23 protein-coding genes are annotated in these 19258 nt (G+C 58.1%); 12 read left to right on the top strand and 11 right to left on the bottom strand.

Annotated elements, in window-relative coordinates:
- Window positions 1-2: 2 nt before the first annotated feature.
- From ACZ5Q2_RS02680 to ACZ5Q2_RS02635, 10 genes are all read left to right on the top strand, one after another.
- Window positions 3-863 (top strand): alpha/beta fold hydrolase, encoded by an 861-nt coding sequence (locus ACZ5Q2_RS02680; protein WP_061332463.1) that lies wholly within the window; start codon window positions 3-5, stop codon window positions 861-863.
- Window positions 863-1648 (top strand): 2-oxopent-4-enoate hydratase, encoded by a 786-nt coding sequence (gene dmpE, locus ACZ5Q2_RS02675; protein ID WP_431474520.1) that lies wholly within the window; start codon window positions 863-865, stop codon window positions 1646-1648. The genes ACZ5Q2_RS02680 and dmpE overlap by 1 nt, the downstream gene beginning before the upstream one ends.
- Before the next feature lie 24 nt (window positions 1649-1672).
- Window positions 1673-2608, top strand: coding sequence for an acetaldehyde dehydrogenase (acetylating) (locus ACZ5Q2_RS02670; RefSeq protein WP_431474521.1), 936 nt, complete (start codon window positions 1673-1675; stop codon window positions 2606-2608).
- Between the two features lie 12 nt (window positions 2609-2620).
- Window positions 2621-3658: a 4-hydroxy-2-oxovalerate aldolase gene (gene dmpG / locus ACZ5Q2_RS02665; protein WP_431474522.1), complete on the top strand. Its 1038-nt coding sequence runs from the start codon at window positions 2621-2623 to the stop codon at window positions 3656-3658.
- Window positions 3655-4449, top strand: a complete 795-nt coding sequence (gene dmpH / locus ACZ5Q2_RS02660) for a 2-oxo-3-hexenedioate decarboxylase (protein WP_431474523.1) — start codon at window positions 3655-3657, stop codon at window positions 4447-4449. Before dmpG ends, dmpH begins: the two co-directional genes overlap by 4 nt.
- A 9-nt stretch (window positions 4450-4458) precedes the next feature.
- Window positions 4459-4650, top strand: coding sequence for a 2-hydroxymuconate tautomerase (locus ACZ5Q2_RS02655; protein ID WP_027951160.1), 192 nt, complete (start codon window positions 4459-4461; stop codon window positions 4648-4650).
- A 37-nt stretch (window positions 4651-4687) separates the two neighbouring features.
- Window positions 4688-5374: a hypothetical protein gene (locus tag ACZ5Q2_RS02650; RefSeq protein WP_432210482.1), complete on the top strand. Its 687-nt coding sequence runs from the start codon at window positions 4688-4690 to the stop codon at window positions 5372-5374.
- 5 nt (window positions 5375-5379) lie between these two features.
- Window positions 5380-5823, top strand: coding sequence for a GlcG/HbpS family heme-binding protein (locus ACZ5Q2_RS02645; protein WP_286253343.1), 444 nt, complete (start codon window positions 5380-5382; stop codon window positions 5821-5823).
- Window positions 5824-5902: 79 nt separating this feature from the next.
- Window positions 5903-6847, top strand: a complete 945-nt coding sequence (locus ACZ5Q2_RS02640) for a ketopantoate reductase family protein (protein ID WP_228263858.1) — start codon at window positions 5903-5905, stop codon at window positions 6845-6847.
- Window positions 6848-6856: 9 nt separating this feature from the next.
- On the top strand, window positions 6857-7606 hold the full coding sequence (locus ACZ5Q2_RS02635) for a fructosamine kinase family protein (protein ID WP_431474526.1): 750 nt from the start codon (window positions 6857-6859) through the stop codon (window positions 7604-7606).
- Window positions 7607-7678: 72 nt separating this feature from the next.
- On the opposite strand, the gene ACZ5Q2_RS02630 is transcribed toward ACZ5Q2_RS02635, so the two are convergent.
- The 4 genes from ACZ5Q2_RS02630 to ACZ5Q2_RS02615 all read right to left on the bottom strand — a co-directional run bounded on the left by ACZ5Q2_RS02630 (window position 7679) and on the right by ACZ5Q2_RS02615 (window position 11872).
- Window positions 7679-8563 (bottom strand): mechanosensitive ion channel family protein, encoded by an 885-nt coding sequence (locus tag ACZ5Q2_RS02630; protein WP_106694369.1) that lies wholly within the window; start codon window positions 8561-8563, stop codon window positions 7679-7681.
- A gap of 56 nt (window positions 8564-8619) precedes the next feature.
- Window positions 8620-9933 carry a peptidoglycan DD-metalloendopeptidase family protein gene (locus ACZ5Q2_RS02625; protein WP_431474527.1) on the bottom strand — a complete coding sequence of 438 codons (1314 nt, stop codon included), beginning with the start codon at window positions 9931-9933 and terminating at the stop codon, window positions 8620-8622.
- Window positions 9934-10062: 129 nt separating this feature from the next.
- A complete protein-coding gene (locus ACZ5Q2_RS02620; protein ID WP_431474528.1) occupies window positions 10063-11472 on the bottom strand; it encodes a cytochrome P450 in 1410 nt (469 codons plus the stop codon).
- 79 nt (window positions 11473-11551) lie between these two features.
- Window positions 11552-11872: a 2Fe-2S iron-sulfur cluster-binding protein gene (locus ACZ5Q2_RS02615; protein ID WP_431474529.1), complete on the bottom strand. Its 321-nt coding sequence runs from the start codon at window positions 11870-11872 to the stop codon at window positions 11552-11554.
- A gap of 159 nt (window positions 11873-12031) precedes the next feature.
- Between ACZ5Q2_RS02615 and ACZ5Q2_RS02610 the strand changes: the two genes are divergently transcribed.
- Window positions 12032-12682 carry an AraC family transcriptional regulator ligand-binding domain-containing protein gene (locus tag ACZ5Q2_RS02610; RefSeq protein WP_432210483.1) on the top strand — a complete coding sequence of 217 codons (651 nt, stop codon included), beginning with the start codon at window positions 12032-12034 and terminating at the stop codon, window positions 12680-12682.
- Window positions 12683-12689: 7 nt separating this feature from the next.
- Window positions 12690-13067 (top strand): helix-turn-helix domain-containing protein, encoded by a 378-nt coding sequence (locus ACZ5Q2_RS02605; RefSeq protein WP_227510243.1) that lies wholly within the window; start codon window positions 12690-12692, stop codon window positions 13065-13067.
- A gap of 30 nt (window positions 13068-13097) precedes the next feature.
- On the opposite strand, the gene ACZ5Q2_RS02600 is transcribed toward ACZ5Q2_RS02605, so the two are convergent.
- The 7 genes from ACZ5Q2_RS02600 to ACZ5Q2_RS02570 all read right to left on the bottom strand — a co-directional run bounded on the left by ACZ5Q2_RS02600 (window position 13098) and on the right by ACZ5Q2_RS02570 (window position 19153).
- Window positions 13098-13346 carry a sulfurtransferase TusA family protein gene (locus ACZ5Q2_RS02600; protein ID WP_264753583.1) on the bottom strand — a complete coding sequence of 83 codons (249 nt, stop codon included), beginning with the start codon at window positions 13344-13346 and terminating at the stop codon, window positions 13098-13100.
- A complete protein-coding gene (locus ACZ5Q2_RS02595) occupies window positions 13330-13458 on the bottom strand; it encodes a hypothetical protein (protein WP_264753582.1) in 129 nt (42 codons plus the stop codon). The genes ACZ5Q2_RS02600 and ACZ5Q2_RS02595 overlap by 17 nt, the downstream gene beginning before the upstream one ends.
- Entirely contained in the window at window positions 13455-14627 is a 1173-nt protein-coding gene (locus ACZ5Q2_RS02590; protein WP_061333169.1) for a formate dehydrogenase subunit gamma, read from the bottom strand. Before ACZ5Q2_RS02590 ends, ACZ5Q2_RS02595 begins: the two co-directional genes overlap by 4 nt.
- 85 nt (window positions 14628-14712) lie before the next feature.
- On the bottom strand, window positions 14713-15321 hold the full coding sequence (gene fdh3B, locus ACZ5Q2_RS02585) for a formate dehydrogenase FDH3 subunit beta (protein ID WP_058092956.1): 609 nt from the start codon (window positions 15319-15321) through the stop codon (window positions 14713-14715).
- Between the two features lie 15 nt (window positions 15322-15336).
- Entirely contained in the window at window positions 15337-18222 is a 2886-nt protein-coding gene (locus ACZ5Q2_RS02580; RefSeq protein ID WP_061333168.1) for a formate dehydrogenase subunit alpha, read from the bottom strand.
- An 89-nt stretch (window positions 18223-18311) separates the two neighbouring features.
- Window positions 18312-18500 carry a hypothetical protein gene (locus ACZ5Q2_RS02575; protein WP_061333167.1) on the bottom strand — a complete coding sequence of 63 codons (189 nt, stop codon included), beginning with the start codon at window positions 18498-18500 and terminating at the stop codon, window positions 18312-18314.
- Window positions 18501-18541: 41 nt separating this feature from the next.
- Window positions 18542-19153: a TorD/DmsD family molecular chaperone gene (locus ACZ5Q2_RS02570; RefSeq protein ID WP_061333166.1), complete on the bottom strand. Its 612-nt coding sequence runs from the start codon at window positions 19151-19153 to the stop codon at window positions 18542-18544.
- Between the last annotated feature and the right edge of the window lie 105 nt (window positions 19154-19258).

Genomic DNA, 19258 nt, shown 5'->3' with positions numbered 1-19258 from the left:
CCATGAACGCACCTGTAGACAGCCCGGAAATCGGGCGCGAGATCACCGCCGCCGGCTACCGGACCAACCTGCATGATCACGGCAAAGGCGGATTTCCGCTGATGATGATCCACGGCTCCGGCCCCGGCGTGACCGCCTGGGCCAACTGGCACCTGGTGATTCCCGAGCTGGCAAAGCATCGCCGGGTGATCGCCCCGGACATGCTGGGCTTCGGCTACAGCGAACGCCCCGAAGACCAGGTCTACAACCGTGAACGCTGGGTTAAACATGCCATCGGCGTGCTGGATGAACTGGGCCTGGAACAGGTGGACCTGGTGGGTAACTCCTTTGGTGGTGGTCTCGCTCTGGCTCTGGCTATCGAACACCCGCAACGGGTTCGCCGGTTGGTGTTGATGGGGTCTGTAGGTGTCAGCTTCCCGATCACCAAGGGTTTGGACGAAGTCTGGGGTTACCAGCCGTCACTGGACGCCATGCGTCGGTTGATGGATGTGTTTGCCTTCAATAAGGGGCTGCTGACCGACGAGCTGGCGGAAATGCGGTATCAGGCCAGCGTTCGCCCCGGCTTCCAGGAATCCTTTGCGGCCATGTTCCCGGCACCTCGCCAGCGCTGGGTGGATGGACTGGCCAGCAACGAGGACGACATCCGCGCCCTGCAACACGAAACCCTGATCATCCACGGCCGCGAAGACGAAGTCATTCCACTGGACGCCTCCTACAAGCTGGCTGAACTGATTGATCGTGCCCAGCTGCACGTGTTCGGCCGCTGCGGCCACTGGACCCAGATTGAACACGCTGACCGGTTCGCCCGGTTGGTTAACGATTTCCTGAACGAAGCGGATCAGGCCGCTGCCGGAGACAAGTAATGGATAAGCAGAAGATCCAGCAGTTTGGCGACGAACTGTACGAAGCGATGGTCAAGCGGGAAGCCGTTTCGCCCCTGACCAGCCGTGGCGAAGACATCAGCATTGACGACGCCTACCACATCTCACTGCGCATGCTCGAGCGCCGGCAACAGGCCGGTGCCCGGATCATCGGCAAGAAGATCGGTGTCACCAGCAAAGCGGTGATGAACATGCTGAACGTACACCAGCCGGATTTCGGTTACCTGACCGACGACATGGTGTTCAACAGCGGTGAAGTGGTGCCCATCAGCGACCGACTGATTGCCCCTCGGGCCGAAGGGGAAATTGCCTTCATCCTGAAGAAAGACCTGACCGGCCCGGGCGTGACCAACGCCGACGTGCTGGCGGCCACCGAGTGTGTGATGCCCTGTTTCGAGATTGTCGATTCCCGCATCCAGGACTGGAAGATCGCCATTCAGGATACCATCGCCGACAACGCCTCCTGTGGCCTGTTTGTGTTGGGCGACAACGCAGTCTCTCCCCGGGATATCGATCTGGTGACCTGCGGCATGGTGGTGGAGAAGAACGGTTCCATTATCAGCACCGGCGCCGGCGCAGCGGCGTTGAGTTCCCCGGTGAACTGCGTGGCCTGGCTGGCCAACACCCTGGGCGAGTTCGGTATTTCCCTGAAGGCAGGTGAAGTCATCCTGTCGGGCTCCCTGGTACCGCTGGAGCCGGTGAAAGCCGGTGACACCATGCGTGTGGACATTGGCGGGATTGGCAGCGCGTCTGTGCGCTTTGTCTGATCCGTACCCATTGAGGACAAGATTATGAGCAAAAAACTGAAAGCCGCCATCATCGGCTCGGGCAACATCGGCACCGACCTGATGATCAAGATCCTGCGTAACGGCCAGCACATCGAAATGGGCGCCATGGTCGGCATCGACCCGGAATCCGATGGCCTGGCCCGCGCCAACCGCATGGGCGTAGCCACCACCCACGAAGGCGTGGACGGCCTTGTGAAGATGCCGGAATTTGCCGACATCGACATCGTATTCGATGCCACCTCAGCTGGCGCCCACATGCACAACGAAGTGTTCCTGCGTGGCCATAAGGAAAGCCTGAAGATCATCGACCTGACGCCGGCGGCCATCGGCCCCTACTGCGTGCCGGTGGTGAACCTGGAGCAGAACCTGCATGAAGGTAACGTGAACATGGTCACCTGCGGTGGCCAGGCCACCATCCCGATGGTGGCGGCGGTATCTCGCGTCGCCAAGGTGCACTACGCCGAAATCGTGGCCTCGATTTCCAGTAAGTCTGCCGGCCCCGGCACCCGCGCCAACATCGACGAGTTCACCGAAACCACCTCCAAGGCCATCGAAGTGGTCGGTGGTGCCCAGAAGGGCAAGGCCATCATCATCCTGAACCCGGCTGAACCGCCGCTGCTGATGCGCGACACCGTGTATGTGCTGTCTGAGGCCGCTGACCAGGCCGAGGTGGAAGCCTCGGTCGAAGAAATGGTGAAAGCCGTGTCGTCCTACGTCCCCGGCTACCGCCTCAAGCAGAAAGTGCAGTTCGACGTAATTCCCGAAGACCAGCCCATGAACGTGCCGGGCCTGGGCCGCTTCAGTGGCCTGAAGACCTCCATCTTCCTGGAAGTCGAAGGCGCCGCCCATTACCTGCCCGCCTACGCCGGCAACCTGGACATCATGACCTCCGCCGCCCTCGGTACCGCCGAGCGCATCGCCGAATCGCTGGTCAAGTGAGGAGACTGAATCATGACCTTTAACCCTGGCAAGAAACTCTACATCTCCGACGTGACCCTGCGCGACGGCAGCCACGCCATTCGCCATCAGTACAGCATCAAGAACGTGCAGGACATCGCCCGTGCCCTGGACAAGGCGAAAGTCGATTCCATCGAAGTCGCCCACGGCGACGGCCTGCAAGGCTCCAGCTTCAACTACGGCTTCGGTGCCCACACCGACCTGGAGTGGATCGAGGCGGTGGCCGAAGTGGTCACCCATTCCCAGATCGCCACCCTGCTGCTGCCTGGCATCGGCACCGTGCACGACCTGGACAACGCCTACCAGGCGGGCGCCCGAATCGTACGCGTGGCGACTCACTGCACCGAAGCGGATGTTTCCAAACAGCACATCGAACACGCCCGCAAGCTCGGCATGGACACCGTCGGCTTCCTGATGATGAGCCACATGCAGACCCCGCAGGGCCTGGCCGAACAAGCCAAGCTGATGGAAGACTACGGCGCCACCTGCCTCTATGTGGTCGACTCCGGCGGCGCCATGAACATGAACGATATTCGTGACCGCTTCCGCGCCCTGAAAGACGTACTCAAGCCGGAAACCCAGACCGGCATCCACGCCCACCACAACCTGGCGCTGGGTGTGGCCAACTCCATGGTGGCGGTGGAAGAAGGCTGTGACCGCATCGACGCCAGCCTCTCCGGCATGGGTGCCGGCGCTGGCAACGCCCCGCTGGAAGTGTGCATTGCCGCCTTCGACAAGCTGGGCTGGAACCACGGCACGGACGTGTACGCGCTGATGGACGCCGCCGACGACATCGTGCGCCCGTTGCAAGACCGCCCGGTAAGAGTCGACCGTGAAACATTGGCCCTGGGCTACGCCGGTGTGTACTCCAGCTTCCTGCGCCATTCCGAAGTGGCAGCGCAGAAGTATGGCCTGAAGACTGTGGATATTCTCGTTGAACTGGGCAAGCGCCGGATGGTGGGTGGCCAGGAAGACATGATCGTGGACGTGGCGCTGGATCTGCTGAAGGCGCAAGAGGAGCAAAAAGCATGAGCAAGACCCTGAGCAATGACCAGATGCTGGCCCTGGCCGAGCACGTAGAAAACGCCGAACTGAACGCCCGCGACATCACCAAGGTCACCAATGATTATCCGGACATGACCTTTGAAGACGCCTACGACGTGCAGTGGGAAATCCGCCGCCGTAAGGAAGCTCGCGGCAACAAGGTGGTTGGTATGAAAATGGGCCTGACCTCCTGGGCCAAGATGGCCCAGATGGGCGTGGAAACCCCCATCTACGGCTTCCTGGCGGACTATTTCAGTGTGCCGGACGGCGGTGTGGTCAACACCAAAGAGCTGATCCACCCGAAAATCGAAGCCGAGATCGCGTTTGTGACCAAAGCACCGTTGCACGGCCCGGGTTGTCACATCGGTGACGTCCTGGCTGCCACCGACTTCGTGATTCCGGCGGTGGAAGTGATCGATTCCCGCTACGAGAACTTCAAGTTCGACCTGGTGAGCGTGGTGGCTGACAACGCTTCCTCCAGCCGGTTTATCACCGGTGGCACCATGACGAATACTGCCGACCTGGACCTGAAAACCCTGGGTGTTGTGGTCGAGAAGAACGGTGAGATTGTGGACGTCGGCGCCGGTGCTGCGGTGCTGGGCCATCCGGCATCCAGTGTGGCCATGCTGGCCAACCTGCTGGCTGAGCGCGGTGAGCACATCCCGGCCGGCACCTTCATCATGACCGGTGGCATCACCGCGGCGATTACGGTGGAAGCCGGTGACAACATCAGCGTTCGCTACCAGGGCCTGGGAACGGTCACGGCCCGGTTCGCATAAGGAGGTTTTATGCCCGTTGCTCAAATCAACATTCTGGAAGGCCGTACGGACGAGCAAAAGGAGATGCTGATCCACGAGGTGACAGACGCCATTGTCCGTTCTCTCGGCGCGCCGGTTGAAAGTGTTCGTGTCATTCTCAACGAAATGCCGAAGCAACATTTCGGCATCGGCGGGCAGTCAGCAAAAAAACTGGGGCGATAAGCCCCGGCAATTTCGCCGTCTTATTAGGAGAAGATACATGACAAAACTTCCGGTGTTATTTGTCTCCTGTGACGCTGACAGCATCCAGTCCCGGGAACAGACCTGTTCCGGGCCTGCCCGGATGATCTGGGGCAAGCAGTACAAGAGCGTGGTGGTGATCAGCTCCCGTGCCGATCAAAAAGCCCCGGAAATCCTGCAGCTTAAAGGCAACGGCTCCACCGCTGACAGGATAAAGACGCTGCTCTCAGACCAGGGCTTTGAGCCGGAAGTGCATTCACGGGATGTCGTAAGCCGGCACCAGTTGTTCCGGGTGCTTCTGGCAGAGGAGCCCGGGGAGTTAACGGAGCTGATCCTTAATACCGGTATGAGTGAGCTTGAATACCGGCGAGTCGGACGTTGTCTGGAGGTGCTTCGGGAACAGGATGTCCTTTTAATCTGCCTTGATGACAAGGCCTGCCATAGAGAAGCGGACGGTATTTCCCTGCATGACCGGCATTTAAGGGAGCTACTCAACGCCTGGGCACAGGATCAGCAGTGGGGGGCCGTGATGTCATTCAAGGGAGATGCTGCGGGCTCCGCCCAGAATAATCGCCTGGATGACCCGACGGTGTGCCTGCTCAATGCCGCGTTTACCCTGGGGGGCTCGCAGTTTCCCCAACGGATGTTCAGCAGTGGAATGAACAATGCGGCACAGATGCTGTCCGGATTTGGCTGGATGAGATAGCAACCATGAATGACAATCAGCGATTCGCACTCGTACAACCCTCGTTTTCTTTGACTGAACAAGCGTCGTTAAGCCTGCTCCAGGCTGCCGTCAACAAGGCGAGTGGGCTGGGCATCAAGGCGACGGTATCAATTGTGGATACGTCCGGGCGCCAGTTGGCGTTCATTAAAATGGCCGGGTCGTTCCTGGTGTCCTCCGAACTGGCTCAGAAAAAAGCCACCACGGCCGCAGGTATGGGCGTTAACACGGTTGATCTGGAAAATATGCTCGCGTCGGCTCCTGCCAGAGTGCTTGACGGCCTCACCAAGGCCGGTGAATTCACCGTGATTGGCGGCGGCGTGCCGCTGTACTGGGAAGGCGTTCTGGTGGGCGGCATTGGGGTATCTGGTGGCAGTGAAGATGAGGACATTGAATGCGCCCTTTCTGCAGCGGAGGTCCTGGCAAGCTGACGGCGCTGCGGGCCTGATATACTCTGGGCTGCTGTCCCTGAACGCTCTCTGACCAACGCCCTGACTGATCGAGGTTGCCGTGGTTGCTTTGAAGATTCTGATGATCGGTGCTGGTGGCATCGGAGGTTACTACGCCGCAAGGTTGGCTGACGCCGGTCACCAGGTTGTGCTGACGGCCCGTGGCGATCACCTTGAGGCATTGAGAGCAAAAGGCCTGACCGTAGATTATCAAGGGCAGGTTCTCCAGCATCGCCTCCCGGCCTGCGATCATCAGGAGCTCATTCGGGATTACCACCCGAATGATTTTGATCTGGTTGCCATTGCCCTCAAATCGACGGCGACCGGTGCCGTGATGACGGAGCTTTCTGACTGGCTGTGTGCAGGCTCCGTTCCGGTGCTGTCTCTCCAGAATGGTATTGATAATGAACCCCTGATTGCCGAGGTGGTGGGCGAAGAACGTGTGCTCGGCGGCCTTGCGGTGCGCATTGGCGGCCACATAACCGAGCCGGGCAAGGTGTTCGCCGAAGGCGTGGCCCAGATCGTGATGGGCGCCTGGCCCATACCAAAAACTGACGACCTACGAGTGGAACTGCTCAAGACTTTGGCGTTGGCTTTTAACGAGGCGGGCATTCCCACCACCGTATCGGAAAACATCCGGTACGAACTCTGGCGCAAGCTGGTCATCAACAATGGAGTTAATCCGTTGTCAGCGCTCACTCATCTGGATACCCGCAGCCTGACTCATCACCCGGAGTTCGGCAAAGTGGTCTACGGCATGATGGCGGAAACGGTTAAGGCATCGGAAGCAGACGGGGTGAACCTGACACGGCAAGACCTGGATGACATGTTCGAGCTGATCAGCAACTTCAACGCCATCAAAACCTCCATGCTGGTGGACAAGGAAAAAGGCCGACCGCTGGAGCTGGACAGCATCGCCGGGGCCGTGCTGCGCCGGTGTGCGCAACTGGGTGTGGATGCGCCGTATACCTTTACGGTGAATGCCTTGCTGCGCCAGCAGCAATAGGGCGACGTTATGTTTGTCAAAACCAACACCACCGGCTTTGCCGATGCATTAACCTGTGAGGCGGAGGGGCTGGAAAGCCTTCGCGAAGTGTTGGTGCAGGTTGGTGTGGAGCATCTGAGAATTCCGCAAGTGGCTGAGGTCGATCAGTACAAGCTGGTGATGACCCAGATCGTGTCTGTTACTCCGGACGAACGATGCCAGGCTCTGCTCGGTGAGGGCTTGGCCCGACTGCACCAGCAAGAGCGGGAACACTACGGCTGGGGCCGGGATAATTATATCGGTCTGTCACCACAGCCCAACGGGTTAACGGAATCCTGGGGGCAGTTCTTTGTCGACTATCGACTCCGGTACCAGGTCAGCCGGATTGCTGATCCGGTTATTCGAGAAAGATTTCAACGCGTTGTTGACCAAAGTAGCGCTGCGCTTACCCGCTGGCTGGACAGCCACTGCAAGCACCCCAGCCTTCTGCACGGTGATTTGTGGCGTGGCAATGTGTTGTTCGATCACGACGGCCCCTGGCTGATTGACCCTGCGGTCTATCAGGGCGATCGGGAAGCGGATATCGCAATGACAGAAATGTTTGGAGGCTTCGGTGCGGCCTTCTATCGCGCTTATGACAGTGTTTATCCTCGCTCGGAGGTCTATACCACCAAGCGCGAGATCTACAACCTCTACCATTACCTGAATCACTACAACCTGTTTGGTGCTGGTTATCTGGGGGGATGCGAACGGGGTATGAAGGTAGTTGCGAGGGTCTGACCAGCAGACGCAACAACTGCGAGCAGATCAAAACGATAAGGTTTGACTACTTTTGACAACTGGAAGGTTCAATTATTCCTTCGTGGGTTCGCTTGGTTCGGGCTCAGCTTTCTTGGCAGAAAAATCATTGTTCAGAAAAACCTCTGACAGAATGGCCTGCTCGATATAACTGCGTTGCCCGGTGCGGGTGGGTAATCGGACGGTTAGATGAATCTCTCCGGCGGCGGGAGCCTGGATAGTGACCCTGGGATCGACAGAGGGCACTTCCAGTCCTCGGGCTGTACCCACTTTGCTCATGTATTTGCGAGCGGTATCCAGGTACGACTCGCAGTGGCGGTTTGCGGCATTTAACAGGGCTTCCCGGGCCGCTGGCCAGTTGTCTTCGCGTTTGAACGGCACAGTAAAAACGTGGAAATCCCAGTGGTCGGTGAAGCTCTCATTAGTAACTGGCTCCGATACAAACAACGCATTGGGCAACACGATCATGCGCCCGGTGCGCTGATGGCTGGCCTTGCCGGGCCCAACTTCCAGCAGCGTGGTGGTCAGCAGGGTCTGGTCGATCACATCACCCCGAAAATCCTTTACCTGAATACGATCGCCAATGCTGAATGAGCCGGCACCGCCTTTGAGAATGGAGCCGGACACACAAAGAATCAGTTCCTTGGTAGCCACCACAAACGCTACCGCGATGGCGACGATCGACAGCGCCAGGGAACGAAGCTGCTCGCCCCAGATAAAGACCAGGCCGAACACCGCCAGCAACACCAGTGCATTTCGGGAATTGACCAAGAGCCGGCCACGCAGTTCAGATGACGCCACGTTGCGCCGGATAACCCCTGCGATGACAACCCTCAGGGCAATCACACCAAGGATCAGGAGCGTGGTGCTGATCAGCAGTGGTAAGGCCGACTCCGGCAGGCTGAGGTTGTCTGGAAACCAGGCCAGGCTCTCGGGCATAGCTAGTATCCCTGGGCTATAAGCGGTTGATGGTTACCCGTGCTGAATGGTCGGGTTCAGTCAAACGAAACCCGAGCACCCGCCAACATCAGATTCGAACGGCTACCCGCCCGTTCCATAACCGCCAGCTTGTAGGAAGCGTCCTCTTTGAACGCTTTGGCGTGTTCACTGGGGATGTCCGCTGCGGTAGGTATATCTGCCTTCAGAGGATTCACCGGCCGTCCATTCACATGCAGCTCAAAATGCAGGTGAGGGCCGGTGCTGCGCCCGGTGTTGCCAGACAGCGCAATTCTCTCACCCCGCTGAATGGACTGTCCTTTCTTGACCAGAATCCTGTGCAGATGCAGGTAACGGGTTTTGTAAGCGTTGCCGTGGTCGATGTCGATGTACTTGCCTGCGAAAGGATGGTTACCTACGCGCTGCACAATGCCATCGCCGGTACTGAAAATGGGGGTGCCAACGGGGGTGGCCAGATCAACGCCGTTGTGCGGGGCGATTCGCTTGGTGACCGGGTGCTTGCGGTTCGGATTGAAGTGGGAACTGACCCGGTAAGGCGTCTGGGTGGGCCAGCGGCGAAACGCGGGCAGCACACTTTTACCGCTTTGGTCGTAGTAATTGCCGTCCTCAAACCGGAATGCGGTGTGTGTGCGGCTCCCGCGCTTCAGCGAAACCGCTTCAACCCGGGTTTTACCGGTGCTTTGGTCATCAGTCATTTCATGGCTGATGATCACGGCAAACTGGTCGCCGGCACGTAGATCCCGCCGGAAATTCAGGCGGTGTTCCAGTAACTGGTTGACCGAGGCAATCTGGTGCGCGGTGAGCCCTGCTTTTACCGCAGAAACGTAGAAGCTGCCTTCAATGGAACCTCTAAGCACTTCAGACACCCAGTGAGTGTCTGCTTCCATCCGGCGGTATTCGAACTGGTCATCGTCGGTGCGGGTATAGAAAACGGTGCGGGCGGAATCAAGCACAAGGGCAAGCTCGGTGAACCTGTCCTGATCGTCAAAGGTCAGCCGCAGCTGGGTGCCGGGTTGCAGGGTTTCCAGGGCCAGGTATTCCACATCCGTTTCCATGATTTTGTACAGATCAGACGTGGGTGCCCCGTAGCGGCTGAAAATACTGCTCAGGGTGTCGCCGGGCTGAACTTCGTGGTGCTGGGTGCGGGTGTCTGAACGGGATTCGGCAAGCGTATCAGGCAGCGCCCCAACACCGGCAGAGGGATCAGTAGGGGTAACCAGGGGCTCAACCGGTAGGGCGGGTATCTTCGCGGATGAGCTTTGTGTGGACCAGAAGCTGGCGATCAACACCATGAGCACGGTGATGCCAAGCAGCACCTTGTGAGTTGGAGTGAATGCCTGTTGCTTTGCCATCGTTCAATAAACCCCGCTCGCCCTGAAACCGTTCCGACAAGCTTTAAACCTGATTGCGTACTGCACGCCCTGCGGGCCTGCTCCGAAAGCAGTTTAACAGGTGATGCCCATCCGGTGTTAACCCCCTCGTCAGGGCTTGGCGGAGAGTTTTACCGTCATCGCACTGTAGCCGCGTACGAAATTGGACTGAACGTACTCGGGCTCTGCCAAAACTTCAATACGGTCAAAGCGTTTCAGTATCTCCTCCCATAAGATCCTGAGCTGCAATTCTGCCAGGCGGTTACCCATGCAGCGGTGCACGCCGAAACCGAAGGAAAGATGCTTACGCACGTTTTTCCGATCAATAATGAACTGGTCCGGGTCTTGCTCGAAGGCCCGCTCATCCCGATTGCCCGAGGCGTACCACATAACCACCTTGTCACCCTGTTTAATGGTCTGCCCGTTCAGCGTCACATCCTGTTTCGCAACCCTGCGCATGTAGGCCAGGGGTGTTTGCCAGCGGATGATTTCTGACACCATATTGGGAATCAGCTCGGGATTCTGTTTGAGTTTTGTGAACTGCTCTGGAAACTGGTTAAGCGCCAGCACGCCGCCGGTCATGGAATTACGGGTGGTGTCGTTGCCGCCAATGATCAGCAGCACCATATTACCCATGAACTCCATGGGGCGGTTGATCATGTCCCGGGTGTCGTCATTGGCCAACAGCAGACTGATCAGGTCAAACCCGGTTTCTTCACCAGCAGCTTTCCGTGCCTCCTTTTCTCGCCACAACAACGACATCTGCTGCGCCATATCGGCGGCCGCCCGGAAAAACTCGTCACGGTTGGCGTGCCCTCCGGTGGATTCCGGGGCGCCGGAGGCCACATCCGACCAGTAAGCGAGTTTGTGACGCAGCTCGAAGGGGAAATCGAACAGGGTGGCCAGCATACGGGAAGTGAGTTCAACCGATACCCGTTGTACCCAGTCAAAGGGTTCGTCCACCGGCAGCTGGTCCAGCACATCGGCTGTGCGGCTGCGAATCAGCGCCTCCATCTGCATCAGGTTCTTTGGCGCCACCACGCCCTGAACGGCTTGTCGTTGAGCGTCGTGTTTGGGTGGGTCCATGGCAATGAAGGTTTCAATTTCCAGGCCCTCGGGCTGGGGGCCGATGGAAATGATGGGCTCGGCGGAGAACAGGTCATGACGGGTGTCTACAAACAGGATGTCCTCATAGCGGGTGACGGACCAGAAGGGGCCGAACGGGCTCTGCTTTTGGAAATGCACCGGGCACTCATCTCGTAACCGCTTGAAATAGGATCGCCACAGGCCTTGCCGATACAGGAAGGGGTTACTGAGGTCGATGTCTTCGAGCGCGAGTGTTGAGACATCCGGTAGCGGGGTTTCTTCGAAAACCGGCACCGGTCGGTCCCTGCCAATGCGATGTTTCACATTCTGAAAGGCATGGGCGCCTTTGATCTGCCAATGGATGGGAATGATCGACGTGGCTAGGTTCAAGGCTGGCTGAATAACAGGTTCAAGTAAGGGACTCAGTACGCGCATACAGCACCTCGGGGTTCGTAGTGGTTGTTGGTACAGGTGGTGGTCGTCCGAAGGTTTCGAGATCGAACTCGGGTGTTGCCTACATCTGGAATTCCGGCAGGCGCACAATCAGACCATCCAGGGCCTCCGAGACGGTGATCTGGCAAGACAGGCGTGAGGTATCGGCTCTTTCGGGCGTGAGACCCAGCATGCCCTGCTCATCGGCGTTGATGTTGCCGGTGGCCTGAATCCAGTTGTGATCAACAATTACATGGCAGGTGCCACAGGCGCAGGCGCCGCCACAATCCGCGTCTATTCCCGGGATGCCGTTATCAACGGCGGTCTGCATCAGCGATTGGCCTGCGGCAATCTCGACCACATGTGCGGCACCGTTGTGTTCAATAAATGTGATCTGACCCATACGCGTTTCACCTCTGTTGTTTTTAGAGTGGCTTCAGTGGAAGCCAGATTACGATCAGCGGTGTTCGGGTGGCAGGTCATTAATTGACAGCGAGGGGTCATTTAAAGACACTCAAGGTGTGCGCCGGTCTTCAGGCGCTCACTCAAGGACACAAGAATAATGATGCGCGACATTGACCTGAGCCAGCCGTGTATTCCCTCCAATTACAGCCGACTGATTGCCCGGGAGTTGGCTTTACAAACCCGCGATGTCCCGGATTTGCTGGCGATGACCCAGCTGACAGTGGATCAGTTTCTGCAGGAGGACACTCTGCTGACCCCGCAACAGCAATTGCAGATACTGGATAACAGTTTGCAGCTGGCCAATGACGATACCTTCGGATTGCGCCTGGGCCGGCGGCTGACGTCGCCTACCCACGGTGCCATGGGGTTTCTGGTCAACAGCAGCCCGGACCTGCTGACTGCCATTCGGGCTTTTCAGGTCTTCCTGCCAACCCGCATGAACCTGGCCCGCCTTGAGATGGCCGCCAGGGACAACTGGTTGGAGGTGACTTGCCGCTTTCATGTGGAATTGTCGGAATCACTTTTAAAGGTTCTGAGTGAGAGCTTTGCGGTGATCTTCTTTGATTGTGCGGAATTTATTGTGGGCCGACCGGTGGGGGAGGTGGTATGCGGGTTTCTGCACAAGGAGCCTGGGTACAGCCATTGCTACGCGGTACATTCCGGGTTCGATAACATTTGGCGCAACCTCACTCGCGCTGAACATTCCGCTCGACGTGTGCAAGCTGCCCAATGCGTCCGCCAACCATGAGAACTACATGATGGCACTGAAGCAATGTGAAGGCATGCTGGCGCAATTGCAGTCCGACCGTGAGAGCTGCAAATACCGGGTACAGAAAATGATGCTGTCTCATCCACCAGGCGTGCTGACGGAAGAAGAGGCCGCCGCTGCGCTGTTTATCTGCAAGCGCACGTTGGCGAGAAGATTGAAAGCGGAAGGCACCAGTTTCCGACAACTGAGGGACGGTATTCTGTCGCAGCAGGCGATTGGCTATCTGCGGGATAGCTCGGTGTCGGTCGAGGCCATTGCGGAGTTGCTGAATTATCACGACAGCGCGAATTTCCGCCGGGCATTCAAGCGGTGGTTTGGCGTTACACCGGACCAATATCGACGTCGTAGTGCATCGCAACCATGATCTGTGGCCAGAGGTATTGGGCGCTTTGCTTCAGGCCAGGCAAATACGATAACGAATGACGCCGTTATCTTCTTCGTGGACCGATTCAATCTGGTGGCCGGTGATCTCGCACAGGGCCTGCAAATCGCGGCGGCCACTGACGTCATCCGCCAGGAATTCCACCCGGGTGCCACTGGGCAGCCCCTGGGTGCGTTTCTTGAAGCGCAAAACCGGAAGCGGGCATACCAGACCGACAGCGTCGATCCGGTATACCTCTGTCTGGTCAGTCAAGGCGCACACTCGTGGAGCTGCTGCCTTGTTCTGCGGAGGACCAGCCAAACTGGTTCAGTACCACGGGCGCGCAAACGGCAATGACCAGAGCCACGACAAACGCGGCTACCATAACTTTCATGATGAACCCCCTTTGCCCTGTTTTGCCTCAACCTCTTCCACCCACAGGTCGTGATGCTGGCGGGCCCATTCACGGTCAACCTGACCGTTGCCCATGGCATCAAACGCACCTTCCATACCGACAGAGCCGATGTAGATGTGGGCGATGATGGCCACCATCATGGCGAACGCAACGATAGAGTGCCAGATGTTGGCGTACTGCATCTCTTCATGGGGCGTCAGCGCAGTCGGGAAGTCGGTACCGATAACACTGTTAATAACGCTGAAGGTGCCAGCGAACATGGGCATTTCAAACGGGAACAGCAGCGACAGGCCCGACAGGGACACCGAGACGCCCAGCAGCATCACCGTCCAGAAAATGATCTTCTGGCCGGCATTGAACTTCTTCGAGGAGGGGTGGGACTTGGTGAAGATGCCACCGCCCGCCTTGATCCACTGCCAGTCGAGCTTGTTGGGTATGTTGTGCGCGACCCACATGACGAAGGTCATGACCAGGCCCAGCATAAAGGCCCAGGCGACATTATTGTGCAACCACTTGGAACCCACTGCGAGGGTTGAATAGGCCTCGTGCCCAATCACGGGAATCAGGAAACTTCGCCCCATCAGCGTGATCAGGCCGGTCAGCGCCAGGGCGATAAACGACCCCGCCAATAACCAGTGGCCAAAGCGCTCGATGGCTTTGAATCGTTCGATCTTGGTGCCGGAAGGGCCGCCATCGATCATGATTTTGCCGCGAACAAAGTAGAACACTACCAGCAGCAGAATGATGCCCAGAAGGGCGCCACCGCCGTAAGTGACCATGGGGCCTTCCCGGAGCTTGTACCAGGGCATGCCGCCGTCCTGAATCAGCACATCGGCCCCCGGGCCCCTGGCCTGGGTTTTGATATCGCTCTGGTTGTAGCGGATGCCCCGCCAGACATCGGAGTCTGACACGCCGCCCCGGGTGCCCAGTTGCTCCGTGATCGGCTTGGCGTTGGCCGGGTTGCCGAGGTTTTCAGAACGGAACGCCTCGTCCATTTTCAGCTGTTGCTGGCGAGCCATGATGTCTTCGAGGGTTTGCGCGCCCCCGGTCGCGGTTCGATCAACCGCCGGGGCATCGCTTGCCCAGGCAGGATTAAAAAGCAGTGTCGCCATTGCAAGCAGGGCGGCACCCAATAGTTTTCGGTTCATGAGAGCGCTCCAGCGGAATGAACAAAAAGAATAAGTTATCCCGATCGATTCCGGAGCCCTGAGGCTCCGGAATCCACGGGTGAGCTTAAGCGCCCTTCTTCTCGTAAGCTGTTCCCCATCCCCAGGCGCCGGAACCGAAACCACGGTTCACCACTCGCTGGCGATAGATGTCCGAAACCGTGTTGCCATCACCGGCCAACAGGGCTTTGGTTGAGCACATTTCCGCACAGAGCGGCAACTTGCCCTCTGCAATACGGTTGCGACCGTATTTGTTGAACTCCGTTGTTGAATGGTCTTCCTCAGGACCACCTGCACAGAACGTACACTTGTCCATCTTGCCCCGGCTGCCAAAGTTACCCGCCTGGGGGAACTGGGGCGCGCCGAAGGGGCAGGCGTAAAAGCAGTAGCCACACCCGATGCACAGGTCTTTGGAGTGCAGCACGATGCCGTCCGCCGTCTGGTAGAAGCAGTCGGTTGGGCAAACGGCCATACACGGCGCGTCTGAACAGTGCATGCAAGCTACCGAGATGGAACGCTCGCCTGGCTTGCCATCCTCGATGGTGACCACGCGGCGGCGGTTGATGCCCCAGGGGACTTCGTGCTCGTTCTTACAGGCTGTCACGCAAGCATTACATTCGATGCAGCGCTCGGCGTCACAAAGGAATTTTGCTCTTGCTTGTCCTTCAAGTGCCATGGTCTACACCTCTTGTTATGCTGGTTCGATGGCACACAGGGTGCACTTGGTCTCTTGCATCTGCGTGACCGAGTCGTACCCGTATGTCTGAACGGTGTTTGTGGATTCACCCAACACGATCGGATCGGCACCCTCAGGGTATTTATGCCGACGATCCTCGCCTTGCAGGTGACCGCCGAAGTGGAACGGCATGAAGGCCACGCCTTCGCCAACCCTTTCGGTAACCATTGCTTTTACCTTGATGCGCGCGCCCTCCGGGCCAGACACCCAGACATCCCTGCCATCGCGAATGTTCAAGTTATTGGCGTCGCGTGGATTCACCTCTATGAACATGTCTTGCTGGAGTTCTGCCAGCCAGGGGTTTGACCGGGTTTCGTCGCCGCCACCTTCGTATTCCACCAGTCGGCCAGAAGTCAGAATGATGGGGAAGTCCTTGCTGAAGTCGTTCTTCTGAATCGACTCGTACATGGTCGGCACACGCCAGAAGGTCTTGTCGGCGTAAGTCGGGTAGTCTTCCACCAGGTCGCGACGGTTGGTGTACAGCGGTTCGCGGTGCAGTGGCACCGGGTCCGGGAAGTTCCAGACGATGGCGCGGGCCTTGGCGTTACCGAAGGGTGCGCACTCGTGCTTGATCGCCACACGCTGGATACCGCCAGACAGATCGGTTTTCCAGTTGGCTTCCGGTCCGCCAACCGCGTCGATGGCCGCACGCTCTTCGGCAGTTAGATCGCCGTCCCAGCCAAGGTCCATCAGCATCTGCATGGTGAATTCCGGGTAGCCGTCCTTGATTTCCGAATCCTTGGAGTAAACCCCTTCAGCCAGCAGGTTCTCACCGTTACGCTCAACACCAAATCGGGCCCGGAAGGTCAGGCCGCCCTTGGACACCGGCAACGACATATCGTACAGGTTGGCGGTGCCCGGATGGTTCATCTCCGGGGTACCCCAGCACGGCCATGGCAAACCGTAGTAATCACCATCGCAGGGCCCACCCACTGCGCGCAGGGTGGTTTTGTCAAAGTGATGTTGATTGGCCATATGCAGCTTGAGCCGCTCAGGAGACTGGCCGGTATACCCGATGGTCCACATGCCACGGTTGAACTCGCGGGTGATGTCTTCAATTACCGGCTCGTCGCCTTCAATGGCGATGTTGCGGAACATACGATCAGTGAAGCCAAACTTGTCCGCAAACAGTTTGATGATTTCATGATCCACCTTGGAGTCGAACAGCGGCTCCATCACTTTCTCACGCCATTGCAATGAACGGTTGGAGGCGGTGACCGAACCCGTCGTTTCGAACTGCGTGGTTGTCGGCAGCAGGTAGGCGCCATCTGTCCGGTCATGCAATACGGCAGACACGGTCGGGAAAGGATCCACCACAACCAGCAGGTCGAGTTTCTCCATGGCTTCCTTCATTTCCAGCATACGGGTCTGCGAGTTGGGTGCGTGGCCCCACAACACCATGGCTCGGGTGTTGTCCGGTTGTTCCAGGTTTTCTTTCGCTTCCAGAACGCCGTCGATCCAGCGGGATACCGGGATGCCTTTTTCGTACATCATGGCGCGGGATTTGCCGTCTTTGTCCCAGGTGGCAAAACGACCTTTCAGCCAGTCCAGGTCCTCTTCCCAGACCCGCGCCCAGTGGGCCCAGGAACCTGCGGCAACGCCGTAATAGCCCGGCAGACTGTCGGCGACTACGCCGAAGTCGGTAGCGCCCTGCACGTTGTCGTGGCCACGGAAGATATTGGTGCCGCCACCAGCCACACCCATGTTGCCCAGAGCCAGTTGCAGGATGCAGTAAGCGCGGGTGTTGTTGTTGCCATTGGTGTGCTGGGTGCCACCCATACACCAGATTACGGTACCCGGGCGGTTGTTGGCCAGGGTGCGGGCAACGCGCTCAAGTTGCGCGCCCGGAGTACCGGTGACGCGTTCAACCTCCTCCGGATTCCACTTCGCCACTTCGGCGCGGATGTCCTCCATGCCGTAAACGCGGGTGCGGATGAATTCCCGGTCTTCCCAGCCGTTTTCGAAGATGTGCCACAGGATGCCCCAGATCAGGGCAACGTCCGAACCCGGACGGAAGCGCACGTACTCGTCTGCGTGGGCAGCGGTGCGGGTAAAGCGCGGATCACACACAATCAGCGGTGCGTTGTTCTCTTCCTTGGCCTTCAGAATATGCAGCAAAGACACCGGGTGCGCTTCCGCCGGGTTGCCACCGATCAGGAAGATCGCCTTGGACTTGTGGATGTCGTTGTAGGAATTGGTCATGGCACCGTAACCCCAGGTGTTGGCTACGCCAGCAACCGTGGTGGAATGACAGATTCGGGCCTGGTGATCAACGTTATTGGTGCCCCAGTAAGCGGCGAACTTGCGGAACAGGTAGGCTTGTTCGTTGTTGTGCTTGGCGCTGCCGAGCCAGTACACGGAATCGGGGCCGCTTTCCTCGCGGATTTGCAGCATCTTGTCGCCGATTTCGTTGATGGCGTCTTCCCAGGAGATCTTGCGCCACTCACCGTTGACCATTTTCATGGGCGACTTCAGGCGACGCTCGCCGTGGGCGTGCTCACGAACCGCCGCACCTTTGGCGCAGTGGGCGCCCAGGTTAAACGGGCTGTCCCAGCCGGGCTCCTGCCCGGTCCAGACGCCATTCTGGACTTCGGCTTCAACCGTGCAGCCGACCGAGCAGTGGGTACAGACGGATTTTTTACGAACGACTTCGCCGCCTCCCGTTGAGGGCGTTGACGCTTCTACCCGGGTTGTTGGCAGTGATAGTGCTGCCAGTCCACCTACCGTGATGCCCGAGGCCGCCAGGAAGCTACGACGGTCCATGGTTTTGGTAGCGAGGGATGAAAGTAAAGATCCAGCACGGGGGCCTTTCGCTACCCCGTTGGTTCTCTTCCTTAACATGTCGAATACCTCTCTCTTTTATTGTTCTCGTTTTCAGAAGGTGCGGTCATTCAAGAGCCTTTCGCAACCTTGAATGGCGTGCAGATTCGTTAAAAGCGAGCTGTTTCGAAGTACTTGCGTGTGTGCTCTGTATCGCGCAGTCCGTTGCTCTTCGGGGCGTCCTTGACCACATCGGCCGCAGCGTTCGGTGCAACGGCCATCGCGACTGCAGCCGGGGCTGCAACGACCGCCATTCGCAGAAACTGGCGGCGGCTGTTTTGCTCATTTTGGTTGTCCATAGGACATCTCCACCTGTTTTGAGGGATCAGAGCGATCCCGGTTACTGGATTGCAAAGGCTTCTTCTTCTACGGTCATAAAGGCTCGACCCAGCGAGCCCACCGGTGCGTAGAAGATGGCGTTTTGCGCTTCCTCCAGATCGGTAAAAAATAATCGCGCCCACTTTGCCAGATGGGCTTCAAAAAAGGCTTTTTGCGAGGTTACGTCGCTCGCACCACCAAACTCGCCACTGATAATGCCTGCCATGATCTCGCACAGGATGCCCATGTGGTCTTCGGGCTCCTTTACGTCGTTACGGGTGCTGATGCCCCTGGATAAAAGATCGCTGCGTAAATTTGCCAGGGGCTTTTCGTTCAGGAATCCGGTGAGGTAATAGCTGGCGTAGGGCAGCAGCTCCCCGCGGGTGAGCCCCACGAACAGATTGTTGAACTCACGCTCGGCGTCCTCGGCCCTGGTGCGTTGTGCCAGAGCAGCGAGGTTCCGTGAGGCCGACCCGATGGGCGTATCGTCGCCCTGAAGCGTTGCCAAACCCTTGAGTAGCTCAGCCGAAGGCGGGTTGCTCAGCAGGCTGCCGAGCAACTGGTAAATCTGGGCCCTGGCGCGATCCTCTTCAGTGATCGAGCGAGGACATAGGCTTTCAGCGGTGTTGACCAAGTCTCGTTCCTTTACGTTGTTGTTTAATTTTTGTGCTATTCAGATTTATAGTCCCGAAAAGGCAAAGGCGCAACCAGTCTCGAGACATGTCGGATTTATGGTCGC

The sequence above is a fragment of the Marinobacter alkaliphilus genome (assembly GCF_055394375.1).
The sequence above is the reverse complement of the archived record's forward strand: the minus strand, read 5'-3'. Positions and strand labels throughout refer to the sequence as shown.